Genomic DNA, 19,393 nt, shown 5'->3' with positions numbered 1-19,393 from the left:
AAGCAAAGATGAAAACATTTAGTGCAAAGCCCGCAGAAGTTAAGCGCGATTGGTACGTGATTGATGCAGAAGGAAAGACATTAGGTCGCCTTGCTACTGAAATTGCACGACGTCTTCGCGGAAAACACAAACCCGAATTCACACCACACGTTGACACCGGCGATTACATCATCGTCATCAACGCCGAAAAAATCGGCGTGACCGGCAACAAAGAAAAAGACAAAATGTATTACCGCCATACCGGTTATGTCGGCAACATGAAGTCAGCTTCTTTGGGCAAGTTAAGACAAACTTTCCCGGACCGGATCATCACCACCGCCGTACAAGGCATGCTGCCCAAAAATCCATTGGGCCGCGCCATGTTCAAAAAATTGAAAGTTTACGCAGGTTCTGAGCATAATCATCAATCTCAGCAACCTAAAGTTTTAGAATTCTAAGCAGGTAGATAGTTTATGGCAGCTCAATACTACGGAACAGGTCGTCGCAAAAGCGCAATCGCTCGCGTCTACGCCACAGTCGGTTCAGGAAAATTCACCATCAACAAACTCCCTGTTGAACAATATTTCGGCCGCAAAACCGACGAAATGATTGCCAGACAACCTTTGGAGTTGTTGGGTAAAACCGGTGATTTCGACATCAACATCGTCGTTACCGGCGGCGGCCCTTCAGGCCAAGCTGGCGCCATTCGCCACGGTCTGACCCGTGCATTGATGGTTTTCGACGAAGCCTTGAGACCACCATTGAGAAAAGCCGGTTACGTAACTCGCGATGCTCGTGAAGTTGAACGTAAAAAAGTCGGCTTGCACAAAGCCAGAAAACGTCCTCAATACTCAAAACGTTAAACGTTTCTTATTGGGAACAAAGAAAAGCCGCTACTCAGCGGCTTTTTTTATACCTATTGCAACCGTAAAACTAATTGACCCTGTGCCCAGCAAGCGTAGCTCTGATCTTTCCAGCCAAGGTATCGATAGCGTGCTGAGTGACTTTCTGATGACTACCCTTCAACTCGATGTCATAACGCGCTACCGCCGCTCGCTTATTAACGTCGATCAAATATACCCACAGATACGAGAACAAAAAGCTCGGTTTGCTATGTTGACCAACCAGCACCCAATCCGCACCCCGCTGCTGCCCCAAGTCTGCTGCCAAATCGTGAAAGCGAAACAAGTAGCCAAAGCCGCTGTTGGCGGTTTTCTGACTTTCCGCATCGACAGCTACGATTTGATAAGCACCCGACCGGCTTAAGGCTGCCATCAACAAAGGCGCCATACTGGAAGTGCGGCTAATTTCCGTCGACGTGTTCGGCAGCGACGTTATGTCGTTCAATTCAAAATCCAAAACCGCTATCCGCGGCGCGGCGTTGACCTCTGCGGCTGACATACCCACAACCAACGACACGCATTTAATCAAGCTGACAATATTCATAATACCTCCGAACCCAGATAACGACTCACCGGAAACCATCGCTCCAAACCCCCAATACCGGCCATCGCAGACCATACCGCTTCGCGCGGTATAGCCATAATATTTCTGACAGTCACTGTTTTAAGCATGTTGAGCCTCCCAATTAAGCCGATTTAGAGGATCTCAGCTTAAGTAAGCAACTGCCGCCCGTAAGCCGACATTCACCCGGCAAACTCGGGCAAATTGCCCGCATCTCGCTATCAAGCTATTCAGCACCCACTCAACTACCTAAAATGCCTTTTCAGCAACATCCACCGACTATCAGCGCGCCACGAATCGATCATGAATCTAAAACTGTATTTGTTAACCCGCATTGCGGGGGTAGCCTTACTGTGTTTACTCGCGACGCTGACTTATGTGCTGCATCGCAGCGCTCAACAATCGGCAGCGCAAGCACAAAACACCTTAGCCGCGCTGGGCAAACAACTGGAGTTACAGTTATTCAAAGCCAGCGCGGGCGAAAACCCGGCCAACCCCTTCCCGGATTTTGACTTATGGAAACAGACCGCTAGCGAACCGGGCATTTGTGCCAGCTATCTGGCTAATGACGGCGAAACGATGCGGAACTACTGCAAAGGCATCGACTTGTCCACCCATCACTATCCTGAGTATTTTTCCGAACTATATCGACGAATTTTTGGACCGAACTTCGACTGGCAGCGGCCGATAACTTACAACGGCCAGGCTTACGGCGTATTAACTGTTTCGGTTAGCGCAGAGTTGTCAATAACCCGCGCTTGGGACGACGTCCGAGATTTACTGGCGTTGTCGGCGGTAACGATCACAGCGGTTTGCTTGCTGGTTTACTTGGCCATCAGCCGGGCCTTACTTCCCGCTCAGACTATTGTGGCGGGATTAAACCGGCTCAGTACAGGCGATTTGGCGTTCCGACTACCCGCGTTCGACTTAGTGGAATGGCGGCACACCGCCACGGCAATCAACCAACTCGCCGACAATCAGCAACAACTCTTAGCGGAACGGCAAAAACTGGCTGTGATGTTGATGAACTTGCAGGAAGAGGAACGCCACTGCCTGGCACGCGAACTTCACGACGAATTAGGCCAATGCTTGACTGCAATCCACGCCGTCACGACGGTCATCGCTCAAACGGCGCAGCAAAATTGTCCTGAGCTAGTCACAGAGGCCGAGCAAATATCCCGCTTTACCCAAGCCATGCAACAAAGTGTGCGGAACTTATTGACTCGCTTACGCCCGGCGGAGCTGGAAGAATTAGGCTTGGACGCCAGCCTGTGCACCCTGGTGGCAAGCTGGAACCGTCTGGGCAAGACGCACTTTAGCCTGCGCATCATCGGCGATTGCAGAACGTTGACGGAATCGCTGGCAATCAGTCTGTTTCGCATCACCCAAGAGGCCGTCAGCAATATCGCCAAACATGCCTCTGCCAGCCGAGCCGATATTACACTAACAATCAACGGCACCGAGACATCGATCACCATACAAGACAACGGCAACGCCAGCACTTTGCCGTTTGTGCCAGGCGACGGCATAGGCTTGCTGGGCATGCGCGAACGCATCCTTGCCTTAAACGGCAAATTCAATTTAAGCATAGCCAAGCCGCATGGTCTGATAATCGAAGCCCGCTTGCCAACAGCGCAGTCGGAGAGCGCCCAATGACTGAGCAAACCACTATCAGTATTTTGCTGGTAGACGATCACGCAATAGTCCGGGAGGGCTACCGCTCGCTGCTCAGCAAACAAACAGACTTAAAGGTCATTGCCGAAGCCGCGAACGGCGTAGACGCCTATTGCCTATACAAGGAATGCCAACCCGACGTGGTCGTAACCGATTTAACCATGCCCGGCTCAAGCGGCCTGGAATTGATAGGCCGCCTCAAACAACGCGACCACAAAGCCAGGATACTGGTTTTCAGTATGCATCAAAACCCCAGCTTTGCCCGCCAAGCCTGCCGTGCCGGCGCTTTGGGTTATGTCACCAAAAGCAGCACACCGGATTTGCTGTTGCAGGCGATCCGGCACGTCTATCTTGGCAAACACATTCTCAGCACCGACATCGCCCAAGCGTTGGCGTTGGAAAAACTCGGCAATGATTCGATAGCACTGAATAGTTTAACCGCCAGAGAATTCGAAATTCTGCGCCTACTGGTCGAAGCCAACACGCAAGACGAGATTGCCAATACGCTTAACATCAGCCGGAAAACCGTCGGCAACTGCCATTACCTGATCAAAAACAAACTGGGAGTGAACAGCGACATCGAGTTGACGCGGTTAGCGATCAAACTGAATGTGGTTAGCTTACTGGACTTGACCGATCCAGCTCAAGCAGGCCACTATTAACCCGGCGCTATTTATCACGGGTATTCCGTTCGCGCTGAGCTCGCCGAAGCCCAGACGGGCGCGCCCTTCGATAAACTCAGTTATCGATTAATTGATCGCATAGTGTTCACGCACCACCAGCGCCTCCGCCAATGCCAAATGCCCGGCTGCATTAAACAATATGCGCTGCTCGGTGAAAAATTCTGCAGCGGCATCAATGGTGTCCATTATCACCGCGACCACAAAACGCTCAGCGTGAGTGGATGCCACCATTTTTTCCGGTACGGCACATTCTATCCGCAAAGTCTGCGAGGTTTTATCGAACGAATGCAAACGCAAACCCTCGAAATCAGCCCTCTCCTGGCGGCTGGGTAATAGAAATATCAAGTCCAGGATCGGCGTCCGTTTTTGTATCGGCTCATCACGAAATCTTGCCAAATCAACGGCAATTTTCGTAATAGCTTTGGCGATGACACTCTCGTCAAGCGCACGGTCCGGCATCATGGATGCAATGTGTATAGTCATATCAACCTCACTAAATAGTCCGTTTTTTAGTCTACTCAGCAAATCCCGTTCCAAGTTACTAATTGACAGCAACAAAGCCGGCAAACCGCTTTTAGTGAGCAATCCGGCGCCCTGTGTGGCTCAACAAAGGCAATTATTCAGAGGGGCGCGTTAATAACAGGAAGAGATATTTGTTACAAAACCCACATAGCCGGCAAATGCAACCACATAGACGGGACAAACCACAAAGGGTTTTCGATCGCTGCAAGCCGATTGCGAGGCTTCAGTAAGCCTCAATCGGCTTGCAGCAACAACCGCCGCAAAGCATAGCACCGGGCCGGCGTAACCAATGCCGCGCAGTTGTTGCCGACTCGGTTCTGCAATACTCCAGAGCCGTCATCACCGCCAAATCCGGACTCTAATTCAGGAGCCAAACTCAAGCCACCGCCGGAACACGAAACGCTAAGGGCCGAATTAACAGCAGCAACACTCAATTCGTGAACCAGCCACGCACTGGCCGAACCATACTCGTCGGGAATAGTTCGCAACTGCCCACCCGCCTCCACTGCAAACTCGCATTGCTCCAAGCCCAAAGCAATTCCGCGACCGACTGCTTTGACAAAGGCCTCTTTCTTGGTCCATAACCGATAAAATGCGTCCGCCTGCCACTCCACCGGCAGTTCGCACCAATCTTGATACTCCCGCACGGAAAAGCAACGCTGCGCCAAATTTTCAAAATTGCGCCGCAGCTTAACCGTCTCCACATCAATTCCAATGTCAGCAAAATTAGCGATGGCTATTAACAATAAATCAGCAGTATGCGAGATATTGAATTGTAAAGGCTCATCAATCAAACCCGGCTTGCCGTAGGGGCCGGACACGAATTTTAACGTCGCCGGATCGGCCGCCAAATAGCCGGCCAGCGTTTCTCTCAACATGCCGCGCGTGGCAACGTAGCGATCACGTAAGGTTGGAAGCTTGATCGCTTGCGCCTTCAACATTTCGTCGTCCGATAATCGCGACGCCAATCGCGCTAATGTGTCGGCAGATACGCTCAATCTGCCTTGCCAAACATCCACGAAATACGCACTCACCGCTACGCGCCCTCGCCGCCAGCCGTTAGCAAATCCAGCGCCGCCAGCCGTTCCGACAGTAGCGCAAAGCTGACATACTCCTGTTCCAGGCGCAGCCCACGGCCATAACGATGATCCCGCAACACGTCGTATAGCGCCGCCTCGTCCACTGTCAAATAAGCCAATTCGGCGTTAATCGGGCTAGCTTCTTCGACCCATTGCGAGCGATGCGCGATTAAAGTGGCCTCGTCCATCAGCAAGGATTGGGCTTGCGGAAAATGCTGGCGAAACTGGCTGAGGATAGCGAAGCCGTGGGTGTCGATGTCACCCCAATAGTGAATTTCCTTATCCTTCAACCATTCGGCTTGCGCCAAGGCATCGAACCCGTAGCCTCTGCCGAAGATCACCATGCTATCGGCAAACGGCGGAAACGCCAGGCCGTTGATGTCGTTTTCGGTGACGAATACCCGCTTGACCTGCAAATTCAAAGTCGCGAATTCCCCGGCGGTCACCGTCAGATCGCTCAAGCCGGCAATCCGCAGCCGGCTATCCAGTAAGCGGAAACGAATCGTCGCCGGCTTCGCCAAAAAGCCGTAGCGCAACTCGAAGCCGGCGACGCCGGTTTGCGTAGAATCGATCGCCGCGGCCGGCAACAGCAAATCCAGCCATTCGCCAAGCAACTTCTTGCGGCTTTCGATGAATTTGCTGTCGATACGGGGCAGGCTGGTTTGGCGTAGATAAATGCCTGGCCGAGGATGTTTTACGACCCAGCCAGCCACGCTCAACAATTTTTGCCATTCGTCGGCGTGCTCCAAGACACGTAACGGATATTTCAATAACCAAGGCCGCAGGGCGGCGAAATCGTCAACCAGCGATGCCGCCAATTGCCCGAAAACCGCCAATTCCTTGGCTTTTTTCAAATACGCCGCCGCGTCGTCCGGCTTGTCGAAAACCACCGCCGCCGGCAAACGGTTGCGCCCCGACAGCCGATGATTGATGTCGCGCCATTCGACGGCAAAATGCTTGGCCTCAACGTTCAGCCAATGTTCCACCCAAGCCTGCACGGCAGAAAAGTCGGCGGCCAGTTGCGCCGGGCTGGGTGACTTTAACGGAATGCGCAGCGGAAACAAGCCGCTCGGCGCCAAACTTTCCGTCAGGATTTGCCCGCGTTGCCAGCGTTTGTCCAGTTCGGCGCGCAACTCGGCCGGCAAGGTCCAGACCGGCTTGCTCATCCGCCGCGCGCCGCGCGTTCGGCGCGGTACTCTTCGATGCTCAAATTGCGCAGTTTGGAGGAACGGCCTTCTTCGTTGTGCACGAAGCCGACCGCCGCGACGTAGGGCTCGATGATGTGAATTTTCTGCAAGGGCGTGACGATCAGCAGTTGCAGATTGAGTTTTTCGAACAACCGTAAGCCGTATTGCGCCGATTCGTCCGAGCCGCGGCCGAAGGCCTCGTCGATGACCACGAAACGGAACGAGCGCGAACGCACCGCGCCCCATTCCAAACCAAACTGATAAGCCAAGCTGGCCGCCAGTATCGTATAGGCCAGTTTTTCCTTTTGGCCGCCGGATTTGCCGCCGGAGTCGGAATAGTGCTCATGCTCGCTGCCGTCTTCCCGCCAGCGCTCGCTCGCGCCGAAATTGAACCAGTTGCGCACGTCGGTAACCTTAGCGGTCCAGCGCCTATCCTGCTCGGCCTGACCCTCGCGGCCGCGAAAGCGCTCGATGATCTTTTTAACTTCCAGAAACTTGTTTTCCGAATATTGCTCGTCGTCGGAGCCGGTCAACGCGCCCTCGGTGCAGGCGCGCAACTCGCTTTGAAAATCGCGCACGTCGGCGTCCGGCGTCGGTTGCGCTTCCAGCACGATGAAGCGGTTGGTGTTGTAGTCGATTTGGGTCAAGGATTCGTTAATCAGCGAGATGCGCTCCTTGATGGTTTCCCGCTCGCGGGCCAGTTGCGACTGGAAGTTGGCGACCTCGCGGATAGTGTTTTCGTTGAGCAATTCCTTGAAGCGAGCCTCGAAGCGCGGCAGGTCGTCGGCCTGCAAGCTTTGCAACATGGTTTGATATTCGTGAGCGGCGGCGATGCCGACATCGACTTCCTGGGTTTCCAACGGGAAGGCCGCGCAATAGCCGCGCATCGCGTCGATGATCTTGTCGCGCAAGTAATTGAGCCTTTTGGTCTCGTTTTCGATGCGGGTCTGCAGCCAGCCTCGCATGTCTTGTTCGCGGTTGTCGCAGGATTCCACCGACAAATGATGTTCGCCCAAGGCTTCCGGCCGCATCGCCTCCAGTTTGGGGTAACGCTCGGCATGAGCATCATCGGCTTCGTCAAGCAGGGTTTGGGTTTGCCGCATCAAGGCTTCGGCGGCCTGTTGGCGTTGCTCGGTTGCGCCCAGTTCCTTGATCTTGTCGCCGAGCGAGCGCTCGGTTTCCTGCAGCGCCGTTTGCAGGGTTTCCAGGCGTTCGCTCAAGGCCTTCAACAAATCCGACTCGGCTTCCAACTGGCGTTTCTCGTCTTGCAACCTAGCGATGTCGCCGGCCAGCGGCCGCCAATCCAGTTCGCGGAAATCGCGGTATTCATCCAGCTTGGACAAGGTATCCAGTTGCGCCTTGACGGCCTTGTGTGCCTTGTCGAATTCGGCCAGCTTTCCGGCCAACTCGGCCAGTTGGTTTTCCAGAACCTTGGCTTTATTTTCCAATGCGGCGATCTTGGCGGAGTTCGACCAACCCAGCACATAACGGCTGCGGTCGTCGAGGCGGTGGCGGTCGTCTTTTTCGTGGCGTTCGCCCGGCGCCTTGATCTGGCCGGCGCGGCTGATGGCTTTTTGTTCGCGGCGGAACTGTTCGGGCGTCGCGCAACAGGCCACGTCGAAACGGTGGCCGATTTCCCGCTCCAGCCAGTCGTAAAATGCCGAATCCGGCTTGACCGCCAACTTGTGGGCCAAGGAATCCCGATGCAGACTGGGCAGTTCGGCGCGCTGGCCAGGGCGTACCCGGAAATACACCAGCCGGCCCTTTAGATGAGTCTGGTCCACCCATTCGGCGACCGCCGCATAATGTTGATCCGGCACCAGCAGCGACAAGCCGAAACTGCGCAGCAAACGCTCGGCCGCGCCTTCCCAGTCCTTTTCCTCGTCGCGCACCTGTATCAGTTCGCCGGCGAAAGGCATCTCGTCTTCGGCCAAGCCCAGCGCCGAACACAGCATCCGCCGCAGTTGGATTTGAATATCGTCGATATTGCTGCGCCGCGCCTTCAGGCTGTCGATCTCGGCTTGCAAAGCCTGATGTTCCTGCCGCCCTTGCGCGAAGGCGACGCTGGTTTCGCTGTCCTGGTTCTGCAAATCCGCCTCGCGCACCGCCGCGCTTTCCTGCAAATCGGCGAATTGCCTTTGCTGGGCCAGAAAGGCGTCGGCGTCTTCCGGGGCCGGCAAGTCCAAGGTCCGCACCAGTTGTTCGTGACGTTTGGCCTTGTCGCGGCGCCGGCTCAGTTCGTCTTGCAGGCGCAGAATGTCTTCCGCGATGCGCTGGATTCGGTCGCCGCCATTGTCGGCGATGTTGCGGCGCAGTTCGCGTTCCTCGCTTTGCTGTTGCTGTTTGCGTTCGCTCAAGCGTTCCACTTGCGCGCCTTGTTTGCTCAACTCGTCGGCCAAACCGGCCAAACGTTTTTCCAGCAAGCCGAGCTTTAGACCGGCGAAATAAGGCCTCAGCGCCTCGCGGCAGGCGCGCAGTTCCTCGGTTTGTTCGGTCAATTGCGTGTGTTTGTCGCAGTCGCCGACCAAGGGCGTCAACAAGCCAACTTGGCGTTTGGCCTTCAGTACCGCGTCGTGGGCGCGGTTAAGGTCGTCGAAATGGTTGATGAGCGCGGTGATGCGCGGCGCGACTTCCGAGGGTTCCAGCATGTGGCTACGCACGAAGTCGGTCAGATTGCCGACCGATTTCATCGATACGGTTTGATGGAACAGTTCCAGCGCCTGTTCGTTGTCGATGCCGAAGCGGCGGCGAAACCAGGCACCGTAGGGCGGAAAGCTGTCGTGCAAATCGGCGCCCAGGCCGCGCAACTTTTTACGCAATTGGCCTATGTCGCTGCCGAAATCGGCGAAGTCGGCGGCGATGCTCAAGTCGCGTTCGCAACCGGCATACAGCCGCGCCGGTTGACCCTGGCGGTCGGCGATCCAGAACACCTGCGCGATAGTCACGGTCTGGTCGTAGCCGGCGTTGTGGAACACGCCCAAGATCACCGAATAACTGTTGTCACCGCGCAAGGCCACCGGTTTGGCGCTGCCACTGACCTCATTGCGCTCGGATTTGTAATGGCCCAACACATAGGAACGCAGGCTGCGCTCCTTGGCATCGGCGCCGGCGGCCTTGTTGTAGGCGATGCGGTGGGCCGGCACCAATAAAGTCGTTACCGCATCGACCAAAGTCGATTTGCCGGAACCGATGTCGCCGGTCAACAGCGCGTTGCGGCCATTCAAATGCAAGACCCAAACCCGGCCGTCGAAGGTGCCCCAGTTATAAACTTCCAGGCGTTGCAAGCGAAAGCCGGACAAGGCGTCATCGTCGACGAAATCCAGGGAGAGTTGCATTTCCTTATTGATGGTCATGGCTTAGCGGAATTTGGCTTGAGACGTTGTAAAACGGAATGGAAGCCCTGTCTAACGGTGGAAATATCCCTTGGCTTTAGCTGCCTCCCCCTTTGCAAAAGGGGGATCGAGGGGGATTTATTTAGAAAATCTCCCCTAGCCCCTCTTTGAAAAAGAGGGGGATAAACCACGATATACCTAACGGTATTGTCCCGACGAGAAAGAGCGGCGGGGATCAATCTACGAACAATCACTCTCCGACTTCCCCGCCGCTAACTAACTGCGTTTGATACTCCGCCAGCCGGGCATCGAATTCCGACAGCCATTGAGCATCGACGAAAGCTTTCAATATCCGCCTGACTTCGTAATTGGCCGACTGCCCGGAAGCCGCCTTGAGTTTGCGCAAGAAACCCAGTTCGACCACCTTGTTGATATGAGTTTCGATCTGGTCGATCAGCCGCGCCTCGTTGCTGCGTGGCGGCAAAAACACCCGGATCAACTCGACGATGTCCTCGCGCGACAAAACCAGCCGAGTCTCGCCGCCGCCGCGGTCGAACTCGGCCAAACGCTTGCGCAGCAAGGCCAACAGCAAGCTGACTGGAAACGACAGCGGCCGGCGCGCGATCAAACGCGGCAACCTGGCGGCCGCTTCGTCGTCTTCGGCATCCGCCTGCCGCGAACGCAAAAACGCATAACCCTCAGCCTCATCCAACACCAACTCCAAACCCAACACCGCCACGTAATCCCGCACCCTGGCTTGTAGATTCAGCAGGGCATTCCAAAGGCCGCCGTCGGTTTCCTGGTAGATCACTCCTTTCAATAACGGAATGACCAAGGCCGACAGGTCGTATTGCGGCGCCATCTCTAGGTCGGTTTCCGTCATGTTTATCTCGTATTGATTGAGCAGGCGTTGAATTGCACGTATTTTAGGGCAAAACGAAAACCAACAGAGATAATCTGCTGATGCCACTATCCATGACCAACTGGACTGGAAAAACGGAATTTTACGCGCTTAACAAACAAAGCCCCATGAATCTGCAGACGGGTTTTTCAACCGGCTATAAACGGGTATGGCTGCTTCGGCCATATTTAAATGTTTATGGCTGGATGCAAAACCCACCTCGTAGAGCGTAATCTTGCCTAGGCCTATTGACCTGACTTAAATACGGCTAAATCACTGTTACTGATCCAGCCGCGGATCATTTTCTTTGTCCCTGGGTACTCAACCTGCAGCCAGTCTCCCTCGGCACCCACCACGCCAACTACATCCCCTTTCACCAAATAAGACTTGAGCTTGGCGCCAGCCTTAGGTTCGGAATGGAAGTAAGTCTTGGGACTCGATATGACCCTCAACTCAGTCCATTGGGTTTCCGTCACCTTATCGTAATTCAGGCCTTGTTCGATGGCTGGTGGCAACAGCATTCCGCATCCTGGATGTTCGTTACCGTGCTCCACCTTCAAATTGACTCCGGCGGCCTGGATGCGGAGTTCGCCGGGAAAGTGATCAACATTCCATGTCGTCAGCGAGGCCGAATCTCCATTTGATTGTCCACGCAGGTAAAAGCTGCAGGTTTTGCTCACGCCTTCCCCTTGCTCTTCACGATAGTAACCGGTAATTTGGCCGTCCGGCGCCACCGCCAAGCGGAGTTGCTCATAAACACCCGAGTGAAATTGGTTGGTTTCGACGGCTCCGACTTCGGTCGCCATCAATATTGCCATGATGAAACCAAAACGATTAAACATGATCAGCTTCCCCCGTGGCGCTTGTAGGCTTGTTCAAGCAAAACATCATAATTTCCATAATCCTCTCCGTTATATAAGGTCGCAATGGTCGCGAATTTCTTGTCTTTGAGGGCTTGTAAGCGAGCAGGTTTGGCCTTGCACCAGCCAACGAAAGCATCGAGTTGCCCGCGTTCGCCCGCTTTCATGGATGCGACAAAGTCCTCTACGCTGCTAAAGCCGCAATCTTTGAAGTTGAAGCCCATTACTTGAAACATACCCCACGAACAAGCCTGCAACGCGGCGTCGGAATCCAAGGCGATGGCGTCGTTGAGGGTTTTCCAGGCCGTTTCTTGATCCTTATTATTGGCTTGCCACTCCGGCCCCGCTTTCTTGACATATTTGTAAGACAACATGGGATGCGTTTGGTCGTATTTCTTATTCGTCAATTTCCTAAACCAATGCCCTTCGAAGGCAATAACCGGCAGGCCGGCGGGGCCGAATCCGCTTTTCCCGCCCGACTCCAATTCGGCAAAGGCCTTGACCATGGCCAGGGTAATGCCGTTACCCAGAGCCACCAACGCGGCCTGAAAATCCGCATCGGTCAACTTGGAAAATGAACCGCCACTATTGACGGCCGCTTTGAGACGGTGAAGCTTGCCGGCCGCAGCGCGCTCCCGCAAGGACAAATAGCTATCAACAACCGCGCGCTGCGCTGTACCGGGCTCTTGCGTTTGCTGGCTGGCAGGCGGCCTTTTAAATTCCAAGAATTCCAATAATCCGGCGACCTCACCACTGGGACCGCACCAAGAACCTCCGGCCAGATAGGGGCGCGACGATTTGTTCAGATCGGTACGTTTAGGCCGTAGCATCCGCGCCTTTTCGACCAAGGCGTGGAGAGTTCTACCCGCCGGATCGACGCGCCCGTCGGCATGAGGATATCTAAGTTCGTTGCGCTGAAAGCGCCGAATTTCCATGATCAAATCAGTGGAACAACGCCCGGCTTCCGGAAACGGCCGGCGAATGACGCTGTTGCAGATATTGAATAGATATTCGACGATTAGGACGTCCTTGGGATCGTTGGCTGCACCTTCTCCCACAGATGCCTTCAAAAGGTTTTCTTTCGTACTTCTTCGCTTCATTATTTCTCCTTGCGAGTTAATGGGTGAACTATCGATCTTGTATTTAGATTGCCCGCCTTGATGCCCCCGTTCCAGCTAAATTTAAATTTACACGCTACCACTGCCCTTAATCAGGGTTTCACCGCCAAAACCCGCAATCCAGGTGTCCATGCGCCGGCTGCTCTGCGGAAGGATCGTCACCGCGGCTGTTACTATTCAAGCCGGCCAAGCTAGCGCGTGCACAACATAGTCCTTGCCGTGAGCATAACGCCCATGCACGTCAAGCCGCACGAAACAAGCCGGAGCACCATCGACAGCATGCTCCAAGTTAAACGCCAAACTCCTGCCCGTTTCATCGCGGCAGCGGTAAGCAAGGATTCGAGTTGGCCAAAATAGAGGAAGGTGTCGGCGGAAACGATGACATCGAACCTACCGGGATGGTTTTCCAGCTAGTGACAGAGTTCCGCTTCCGCCAGATCATCGTACAGCGTTTGCCGACTCATTTCAGCATGCCTGCGGAGAGTTCGACGCGGACTAGATGACTGCAAACCGCCTTGGAGGCTGCGGCGAAGATCTTCTCGATTTGGTCCTTTACCGCCGCTCAAGCCGGCAACCAGGACATTTGTGTCTACAACCACTCTAATTGCCAGCATGTAGCACCCACCTATCCTAGCATATGCCTAAATTTTGGAAAGATTTCCGCCCCCCCTATTCGATAAGAACATCCTGTGCCGCTTGCGTCACCTGACAAAAATCACCCTCGGCAAGCGCGCCTGCTTGCTCACTTCCCGCCCTTCACCGTCCGTCGTTTGCCAAACGATGACGTCTTCGGCGGTTTCGTCGACGGTGGTGTTGAAGCTGTCCCCGCCCAGTTGCAGATAGGCGACCAGTTCCGCCAGACCGTGTTGCAAGGGGTGACTACGGCAGAGTTCGGCCAGGGTGATTTGCGGTTTGTCTTGCAGGGCGTGGCGGATGTGGCGGCCCAGTTGCGCCTTGTCGATGACGATTTGGGAGAATAGCGCGGCGGCGTCGATGTCGTCGTCGCCGGTTTCCGGGACGATGCTATCGATTCGCGGTTTGACGGTCGGGGTGTGCAATGGCCGTTCCATCGGCAATTCGATGTTGGCGGCGGCTTCGGCGATGCTCATCACTTCGCCGGCCGGTTGGCTTTCGCGAAGGCTTAGCGCCTTGGCCTCGATGCCGTGCAGGATTTCCATGATGCGGCGGTTTTCCAGCCAGGCTTGGTCGTCGAGGAAACGGCGCAGTTGCCGGCTGAGTTCCGCGACGGTGCGCTGGGTATGTTCGCCGGCTTCCAGCCAGTCGTAATGCACCCGGCGCAAGCGGGCTTCGGGGCGCAGTTCGGCGACCGGCTGCAAGGCCAGCACTTTTTCCAGCAAGGCCGATAATTCTTCCTGGCGGCGGCTGGACATCAGAAAATCCCAAAAGGCGCGGAAACTGCGGCCTTGGTCGGAATCGGCGATGGCGTCGCGTTCGCCCATGATGTCTTGCAGCAATTCGCCCTTGCCGCCTTCCCACAAGGCGATGCGCTCGCGCACCCGCCGGTCCAGGCCGCGAAAGTTGTGCTCGACCTCGCGAAAGTCGCCGAGCAGTTCGCGGGCCAGCGCGGTGAATTGCAGAAAGCGGTCTTTCAATGCGGTGTCGTCCAGCACGGCCAGTTCGCCGGCTTCGGCTCTGGCGATTTCAGCGTCAATGTCGGCGCGGCGCTTACGCAGATCGGCGATACGGGTCTCCGGATCGGTTTCGCTGCCTGCGCTGATTTGCTTGAGCAGTTCGAACAAGGTTAATAAGCGCGACTCGGTGCCGACGAAGCTGCGTTCGGTCAAGCTACCCAACCAGGCGATGGCTCTTTCGGTGGGCGGAGTCAGGTCGAAATAGGGTTCGTCCGAGCCTTGGCGATAGAATTTGCGCAGCCAGCCCTTGTCGTTGCCGGCCCAATCATTGAGATAGTCCAGCGCCGATTTCGGAAAGATGTCGTTACCAAACTGTTCACGCAAACCGAATAATTCGTCTTCCAAGGCCTCGGCAAGATCGGCCTGGGCAATCAAGCGCTGGTTTGGGATGACAAACACCCGGTTCAAAAAGCCGGCAACTAGTGGCGCATGCGGCGAATTAAGTAGCCGCCATGCCGGATGATTTTGTTTGAGCAAATCGAGAGTACGGTAATCCAGTTTGAATATCCTTTATGTGCTCGCCACTCGTTGCCGTGGCTTAAACTTTAAAACAACGCAGCTGTCCCGCTCCGGCAATTGTAAATTTGCGCGAATTTCCAACGGAAAAACCCATCTGTAGGCAAGAAAACCCAAGTGAAATCCTTGGTTTTCCTTGACGAAAAGGGTCAAAAACAGTAGCTTATCCAACCTTTTTTGTAAAATCTGCATTTCCCCCGATCGATTAGTTTTTTGAGGACGTAAAATTGGAACTCAGTGGCGGACATATTCTTGTCCAATGTCTTAAAGATGAAGGTGTCGAATTTGTATTTGGCTATCCGGGTGGCTCTGTCTTGCACATCTATGATGCCATTTTCCATCAAGACGAAGTGAAACATATCCTGGTCCGCCACGAACAAGCGGCGGCCCATGCAGCTGACGCTTATGCGCGCGCCACCGGCAAACCGGGCGTGGTGCTGGTCACCTCGGGCCCAGGCGCGACGAATGCTGTCACCGGCATTGCCACAGCCTACATGGATTCTATCCCCATGGTGATCATCTCGGGCCAAGTGCCGTCGCCGGTAATAGGCAGCGATGCGTTCCAGGAAGTCGATACGGTGGGCATTACCCGGCCCTGCGTTAAGCACAACTTCCTGGTCAAGGATGTCAACGATTTGGCCGAAACCATGAAGAAGGCCTTTTACGTCGCCACCACCGGCCGCCCCGGCCCGGTATTGGTCGACGTGCCGAAAGACATCACCGATCCGAACATCAAGGTGCCTTATAAGTACCCGAAAAAGATCAGCATGCGTTCTTATAACCCGGTGGTCAGCGGCCACAAGGGCCAAATCAAACGCGCGGTAGATATGTTGCTGACCGCGCAGCGGCCGATGATTTATTCCGGCGGCGGCGTGATTCTTGGTGAAGCCCATAAAGAACTAACCGAACTGACCCAATTGCTGGGTTACCCGATCACCAACACCTTGATGGGTTTGGGCGGCTATCCGGCCACCGACAAACAGTTCGTCGGCATGCTGGGTATGCACGGTACTTACGAAGCCAATATGGCGATGCATGAAAGCGATGTGATTCTCGCTGTCGGCGCGCGCTTCGACGATAGGGTCACCGGCAAACTGACTGAGTTTTGCCCGTACGCCAAGATCATTCATATCGACGTGGATCCCGCCTCGATTTCCAAAACCGTTAAAGTCGACGTGCCGATTGTCGGTGAAGTGAAACCGGTCTTGGAGCAAATGATAGAACTGATCAAAGACAGCAAAACCAAGCCGTCCAAGTCTGCACTCGAGTCCTGGTGGCAATTGATAAATAGCTGGCGAGATGTGCATTGCCTGGATTACGACCGCAATAGTAGCGTCATCAAGCCGCAATACGTCGTGGAGCAGTTGTATCAAGTGACTGGCGGCGAAGCGTTCGTTACCTCCGACGTGGGCCAGCACCAAATGTACGCCGCGCAGTACTACCACTTCGACAAACCCCGGCGCTGGATCAACTCCGGCGGCCTGGGCACGATGGGCTTTGGCTTGCCGGCGGCGATTGGCGTCAAACTGGCATTTCCGGAAGCCAATGTCGCTTGTATCACCGGCGAAGCCAGCATCCAGATGTGTATCCAGGAACTATCTACTGCCCTACAATACAACGCGCCGGTGAAGATCATTAACCTGAACAACCGCTATATGGGTATGGTGCGGCAATGGCAGGAGTTTTCCTACGAGAGCCGTTATTCGCAATCGTATATGGATACCATCCCCGACTTCGTCAAACTGGCAGAGGCCTACGGCCATGTCGGCATGCTGATCGAAAAACCCGAAGACGTGCGCGGCGCCCTGGAACATGCGTTCGCCTTGAAAGACAGAACGGTATTCCTGGATTTCATCACCGACCGTACCGAAAACGTTTACCCTATGATTGAAGCAGGCAAAGGCCATCACGACATGAAATTGCGCGTCGCACCCGGCACCCCGGTAGACAGGGAGTTGTCATAATGAGGCACATCATTTCTATCTTGATCGAGAATGAATCCGGCGCTTTGTCACGGGTAGCGGGCTTGTTTTCTGCGCGCGGCTACAACATCGAGTCCTTGACCGTAGCGCCCACGGAAGACCCAAGTCTGTCGCGGATGACCCTGGTCACCAGCGGCAGCGACGAGATCATCGAACAAATCACCAAGCAGCTGAATAAGTTGATCGACGTGGTGAAATTGATCGATTTGGCGGAATCGGCGCATATCGAAAGGGAATTGATGCTGGTGAAAATCAAAACCAGCCATGACACGCGCGAGGAAGTGAAACGCATGGTCGACATTTTCCGCGGTAAGATTATCGACGTCACTGCCAACAGCTATGTGGTGGAAATGACCGGCCAATCCAGCAAACTGGACGCTTTTATTCACGGCTTTGAAGAAGGCAGCATCATCGAAGTGGTGCGCTCCGGCCCGACCGGCATCTCCCGCGGCGAAAAAGGCTTACACCTGTAACATTTATTATTTACCCAGCAACGAGAAAACCTATGCAAGTTTATTACGATAAAGACGCCGACCTTTCTGTTATCAGAAGCAAAAAAGTAGCCATCATCGGCTATGGCTCACAAGGCCACGCGCACGCCAACAACCTGAAAGACTCAGGCGTTGACGTCGTCGTCGGCTTGCGTGCCAATTCAGCGTCAGTCGCCAAAGCTCAAGCCAGCGGCTTGACTGTAAAAGACGTACCAGAAGCCATCGCCGGCGCCGACGTGGTCATGATTCTGACCCCGGACGAATTCCAGTCCAAACTGTACAAAGAAGAAATCGAGCCAAACATCAAGCAAGGCGCTGCTCTAGCATTCGCGCACGGTTTCGCAATTTTGTACAACCAAGTCGTGCCTCGTAAAGACCTGGATGTAATCATGATTGCGCCTAAAGCACCTGGCCACACCGTGCGTTCCGAGTTTGTGAAAGGCGGCGGCATTCCTGATTTGATCGCGATTCACCAGGATGCGTCCGGCATGGCCAAAGCCATCTGCTTGTCATACGCATCAGCCATCGGCGGCGGTCGTTCCGGCATCATCGAAACCACATTCCGCGACGAAACCGAAACCGATTTGTTCGGCGAACAAGCGGTATTATGCGGCGGCGCGGTGGAGTTGGTAAAAGCCGGTTTCGAAACTTTGACCGAAGCGGGCTATCCACCGGAAATGGCTTATTTCGAGTGCTTGCACGAACTAAAATTGATCGTGGATTTGATGTACGAAGGCGGCATTGCCAACATGAACTACTCGATCTCCAACAATGCCGAGTACGGCGAATACGTCACCGGCCCGAAAGTGATCAACGAAGAAAGCCGTTGGGCGATGAAACAAGCACTGGAAGACATCCAACAAGGCAAATACGCCAAGCAATTCATTTTGGAAGGCCAAACCGGCTATCCCGAAATGACTGCCAGACGCCGCTTGAATGCCGAGCATCCTATCGAAACCGTCGGCGCCAAACTGCGCGCTATGATGCCTTGGATCAAAGCTAACCAGATCGTCGATAAAAGCAAAAACTAAGCTTATCGGCTAGGATTAAAGCCCATCTACTCGATGGGCTTTTTTTTGCCCGCTGGATTTTGCCAAATGCCTGATCATTCTCGCTTCAACCCGTTTTATCTCGGCATCATCACCGCAACCTTGGCCCAGCCCTGCCCCGCTGATTTCATGCAATGGCACAACAGCGAGATCCAATATCTGCATGGCGGCAACTACCAGGAACCTTTCAACGCCAACGACGTCAGCCAGTCCATCATCACCGTCACCCACACCCACGGTTGGTCATACGGTCGAAACTTCTTCTTTATGGACACCCTGTTTACCGAATCCGGCCAAACCGCGCAAACCAATCTTTACGGCGAGGCATACAGCACCTTCAGCCTCGGTAAAGTCATCGGCTTGGACTTGTCTTACGGCATTTTCAAGGATTTCGGCGTGACCGCCGGCGTCAACCTCGGGGAAAATATGAACAGCTCGCACAGCGGCTTTCGAGCTTGGCTTTATGGCGTTACCGTCGATTTCGACCTGCCGGGCTTCGACTATTTCAACGTCGACTTTTTACGGCAGCGCGTCACCGAAACCGCCGACATCGGCACCTCCTGGCAGATCACCCCGGCGTGGAAACTGCCGTTCGAAATCGCCGGCACCAAATGGAGTTTCGAAGGCTTTGCCGACTTCATCGGCCATAACCACACCGCCGCCCGCCAAGCTCTGGCGCAACCGCAACTTAGATTAGACCTCGGCGACTTATGGGGCCATAGCAACCATTTGTATATCGGCCTCGAATATCAGTATTGGCATAATAAATACGGGATTAAAGGCATACAGGACAGCGTGCCGCAGGCCTTGCTGCTCTGGAAATTCTGATCCCAAACGCGCGGTATTTAGTTAAGCATCTGTCATATTCAGCATGTACAATGCCGCCAACTTTTCAACCTTTGTA

18 protein-coding genes are annotated in these 19,393 nt (G+C 54.5%); 8 read left to right on the top strand and 10 right to left on the bottom strand.

Translation table 11 applies throughout. The features are described from left to right. Positions 1–8: 8 nt before the first annotated feature. Together rplM and rpsI are read left to right on the top strand one after the other, a co-directional pair. Positions 9–437, top strand: a complete 429-nt coding sequence (gene rplM / locus JWZ98_RS05495; protein ID WP_020482941.1) for a 50S ribosomal protein L13 — start codon at positions 9–11, stop codon at positions 435–437. Between the two features lie 15 nt (positions 438–452). Further along, positions 453–842, top strand: coding sequence for a 30S ribosomal protein S9 (gene rpsI / locus JWZ98_RS05490; RefSeq protein ID WP_033158870.1), 390 nt, complete (start codon positions 453–455; stop codon positions 840–842). A 70-nt stretch (positions 843–912) separates the two neighbouring features. Here rpsI and JWZ98_RS05485 read toward each other — a convergent pair whose 3' ends face one another. Beyond that, a complete protein-coding gene (locus JWZ98_RS05485) occupies positions 913–1,425 on the bottom strand; it encodes a DUF2380 domain-containing protein (RefSeq protein ID WP_033158869.1) in 513 nt (170 codons plus the stop codon). Then, positions 1,422–1,553 (bottom strand): hypothetical protein, encoded by a 132-nt coding sequence (locus JWZ98_RS23365; protein WP_256438966.1) that lies wholly within the window; start codon positions 1,551–1,553, stop codon positions 1,422–1,424. The genes JWZ98_RS05485 and JWZ98_RS23365 overlap by 4 nt, the downstream gene beginning before the upstream one ends. Positions 1,554–1,746: 193 nt before the next feature. Here JWZ98_RS23365 and JWZ98_RS05480 point away from each other — a divergent pair, with 193 nt between their 5' ends. Beyond that, a complete protein-coding gene (locus JWZ98_RS05480) occupies positions 1,747–3,099 on the top strand; it encodes a sensor histidine kinase (protein ID WP_033158868.1) in 1,353 nt (450 codons plus the stop codon). Next, on the top strand, positions 3,096–3,779 hold the full coding sequence (locus tag JWZ98_RS05475) for a response regulator transcription factor (RefSeq protein WP_033158867.1): 684 nt from the start codon (positions 3,096–3,098) through the stop codon (positions 3,777–3,779). The genes JWZ98_RS05480 and JWZ98_RS05475 overlap by 4 nt, the downstream gene beginning before the upstream one ends. Before the next feature lie 87 nt (positions 3,780–3,866). Here the strand turns inward: JWZ98_RS05475 and JWZ98_RS05470 are convergent, their stop codons facing one another. The 8 genes from JWZ98_RS05470 to JWZ98_RS05435 all read right to left on the bottom strand — a co-directional run bounded on the left by JWZ98_RS05470 (position 3,867) and on the right by JWZ98_RS05435 (position 14,928). Then, complete coding sequence (locus JWZ98_RS05470) at positions 3,867–4,283, bottom strand: hypothetical protein (RefSeq protein WP_225893035.1); 417 nt, start codon at positions 4,281–4,283, stop codon at positions 3,867–3,869. 272 nt (positions 4,284–4,555) lie between these two features. After that, positions 4,556–5,356 (bottom strand): 4'-phosphopantetheinyl transferase superfamily protein, encoded by an 801-nt coding sequence (locus tag JWZ98_RS05465; RefSeq protein ID WP_240348225.1) that lies wholly within the window; start codon positions 5,354–5,356, stop codon positions 4,556–4,558. 2 nt (positions 5,357–5,358) lie between these two features. Beyond that, the gene (locus JWZ98_RS05460) at positions 5,359–6,567 is read right to left on the bottom strand and encodes a Wadjet anti-phage system protein JetD domain-containing protein (RefSeq protein ID WP_205453563.1); all 1,209 of its coding nucleotides are present in this window, start codon (positions 6,565–6,567) and stop codon (positions 5,359–5,361) included. Further along, positions 6,564–9,941 carry an SbcC/MukB-like Walker B domain-containing protein gene (locus tag JWZ98_RS05455; RefSeq protein ID WP_205453562.1) on the bottom strand — a complete coding sequence of 1,126 codons (3,378 nt, stop codon included), beginning with the start codon at positions 9,939–9,941 and terminating at the stop codon, positions 6,564–6,566. Before JWZ98_RS05455 ends, JWZ98_RS05460 begins: the two co-directional genes overlap by 4 nt. Before the next feature lie 229 nt (positions 9,942–10,170). Further along, positions 10,171–10,803, bottom strand: coding sequence for a DUF4194 domain-containing protein (locus JWZ98_RS05450; RefSeq protein WP_205453561.1), 633 nt, complete (start codon positions 10,801–10,803; stop codon positions 10,171–10,173). 263 nt (positions 10,804–11,066) lie between these two features. Beyond that, on the bottom strand, positions 11,067–11,663 hold the full coding sequence (locus tag JWZ98_RS05445; protein ID WP_205453560.1) for an SH3 domain-containing protein: 597 nt from the start codon (positions 11,661–11,663) through the stop codon (positions 11,067–11,069). Positions 11,664–11,665: 2 nt separating this feature from the next. Continuing rightward, the gene (locus JWZ98_RS05440; RefSeq protein WP_205453559.1) at positions 11,666–12,781 is read right to left on the bottom strand and encodes an N-acetylmuramidase family protein; all 1,116 of its coding nucleotides are present in this window, start codon (positions 12,779–12,781) and stop codon (positions 11,666–11,668) included. Positions 12,782–13,500: 719 nt separating this feature from the next. Continuing rightward, on the bottom strand, positions 13,501–14,928 hold the full coding sequence (locus JWZ98_RS05435) for a DUF3375 domain-containing protein (protein WP_240348223.1): 1,428 nt from the start codon (positions 14,926–14,928) through the stop codon (positions 13,501–13,503). 266 nt (positions 14,929–15,194) lie between these two features. On the opposite strand from JWZ98_RS05435, the gene JWZ98_RS05430 reads away from it, so the two are divergent. From JWZ98_RS05430 to JWZ98_RS05415, 4 genes are all read left to right on the top strand, one after another. Beyond that, the gene (locus tag JWZ98_RS05430; protein ID WP_205453558.1) at positions 15,195–16,931 is read left to right on the top strand and encodes an acetolactate synthase 3 large subunit; all 1,737 of its coding nucleotides are present in this window, start codon (positions 15,195–15,197) and stop codon (positions 16,929–16,931) included. Next, positions 16,931–17,422, top strand: a complete 492-nt coding sequence (gene ilvN, locus JWZ98_RS05425) for an acetolactate synthase small subunit (protein WP_020482951.1) — start codon at positions 16,931–16,933, stop codon at positions 17,420–17,422. Before JWZ98_RS05430 ends, ilvN begins: the two co-directional genes overlap by 1 nt. 32 nt (positions 17,423–17,454) lie before the next feature. Next, positions 17,455–18,471, top strand: coding sequence for a ketol-acid reductoisomerase (gene ilvC, locus JWZ98_RS05420; protein ID WP_033158860.1), 1,017 nt, complete (start codon positions 17,455–17,457; stop codon positions 18,469–18,471). A gap of 66 nt (positions 18,472–18,537) precedes the next feature. After that, positions 18,538–19,317 carry an outer membrane protein OmpK gene (locus tag JWZ98_RS05415; RefSeq protein WP_240348221.1) on the top strand — a complete coding sequence of 260 codons (780 nt, stop codon included), beginning with the start codon at positions 18,538–18,540 and terminating at the stop codon, positions 19,315–19,317. Positions 19,318–19,393 lie beyond the last annotated feature (76 nt).

The organism is Methylomonas sp. EFPC1 (genome assembly GCF_016925515.1).
In the GTDB taxonomy this organism is placed as follows: domain Bacteria; phylum Pseudomonadota; class Gammaproteobacteria; order Methylococcales; family Methylomonadaceae; genus Methylomonas; species Methylomonas defluvii.
Note: the sequence above shows the minus strand (reverse complement) of the source record. Positions and strands in the feature narration are given on the sequence as shown.

Bases quoted from the DNA above. Each gene is read 5' to 3' on its own strand.
- rplM (WP_020482941.1), top strand. From the start codon at position 9: ATGAAAACATTTAGTGCAAAGCCCGCAGAAGTTAAGCGCGATTGGTAC.
- rpsI (WP_033158870.1), top strand. From the start codon at position 453: ATGGCAGCTCAATACTACGGAACAGGTCGTCGCAAAAGCGCAATCGCT.
- JWZ98_RS05485 (WP_033158869.1), bottom strand. From the start codon at position 1,425: ATGAATATTGTCAGCTTGATTAAATGCGTGTCGTTGGTTGTGGGTATG.
- JWZ98_RS23365 (WP_256438966.1), bottom strand. From the start codon at position 1,553: ATGCTTAAAACAGTGACTGTCAGAAATATTATGGCTATACCGCGCGAA.
- JWZ98_RS05480 (WP_033158868.1), top strand. From the start codon at position 1,747: ATGAATCTAAAACTGTATTTGTTAACCCGCATTGCGGGGGTAGCCTTA.
- JWZ98_RS05475 (WP_033158867.1), top strand. From the start codon at position 3,096: ATGACTGAGCAAACCACTATCAGTATTTTGCTGGTAGACGATCACGCA.
- JWZ98_RS05470 (WP_225893035.1), bottom strand. From the start codon at position 4,283: ATGACTATACACATTGCATCCATGATGCCGGACCGTGCGCTTGACGAG.
- JWZ98_RS05460 (WP_205453563.1), bottom strand. From the start codon at position 6,567: ATGAGCAAGCCGGTCTGGACCTTGCCGGCCGAGTTGCGCGCCGAACTG.
- JWZ98_RS05455 (WP_205453562.1), bottom strand. From the start codon at position 9,941: ATGACCATCAATAAGGAAATGCAACTCTCCCTGGATTTCGTCGACGAT.
- JWZ98_RS05450 (WP_205453561.1), bottom strand. From the start codon at position 10,803: ATGACGGAAACCGACCTAGAGATGGCGCCGCAATACGACCTGTCGGCC.
- JWZ98_RS05445 (WP_205453560.1), bottom strand. From the start codon at position 11,663: ATGTTTAATCGTTTTGGTTTCATCATGGCAATATTGATGGCGACCGAA.
- JWZ98_RS05440 (WP_205453559.1), bottom strand. From the start codon at position 12,781: ATGAAGCGAAGAAGTACGAAAGAAAACCTTTTGAAGGCATCTGTGGGA.
- ilvN (WP_020482951.1), top strand. From the start codon at position 16,931: ATGAGGCACATCATTTCTATCTTGATCGAGAATGAATCCGGCGCTTTG.
- ilvC (WP_033158860.1), top strand. From the start codon at position 17,455: ATGCAAGTTTATTACGATAAAGACGCCGACCTTTCTGTTATCAGAAGC.
- JWZ98_RS05415 (WP_240348221.1), top strand. From the start codon at position 18,538: ATGCCTGATCATTCTCGCTTCAACCCGTTTTATCTCGGCATCATCACC.